Raw genomic sequence first — 430 nt, forward strand, 5'->3', positions numbered from 1 at the left:
CCGTCTCGATGCTCATACAGGCCTTTCGTCCCCGACCGAGTTAAGATTGGCGCAGTTTTAACTCAAATCTGAATAAACATTTAATCGATCGATCCTGACACTCTCCCCGGCGCGCGCCGTCGGGACTACCGGCCGATCGAACGCGAAGCCGTCGGCTCCGGGAACGGGGCGTCGACGAGAAACGGCGGCGGGGTCCGGTCAGTAGTCGGGGGCGTCGTCCTCGACTTCGCGCTTCAGCGAGTCGCGGCGGGACTTCGCGTCGCGGCCGGTCGCCTCCAGGAGGAACTCGTTTTTCGCGTCGACGGCGTCGGCGGCGGCGTCGGCGTTGCCCTCGGCGATGACGTCCTCGGCGGGCCGCTCCTCGAAGTGGACCGCCAGCTTGTCCTTCTTGCTCCCGTACTCGGCGGCGCCCGCGACGATCCGTTCGAAC

1 protein-coding gene is annotated in these 430 nt (G+C 65.8%); it reads right to left on the bottom strand.

Annotated elements, in window-relative coordinates; genetic code table 11:
- Positions 1-198: 198 nt before the first annotated feature.
- Positions 199-430: DUF5611 family protein (locus D3D02_RS20180; RefSeq protein ID WP_199723249.1), on the bottom strand; the 232-nt coding region annotated here is incomplete at its 5' end.

Origin of the sequence: Halobellus sp. Atlit-38R, from assembly GCF_003665925.1 — an archaeon.
Lineage (GTDB): Archaea > Halobacteriota > Halobacteria > Halobacteriales > Haloferacaceae > Haloquadratum > Haloquadratum inordinatus.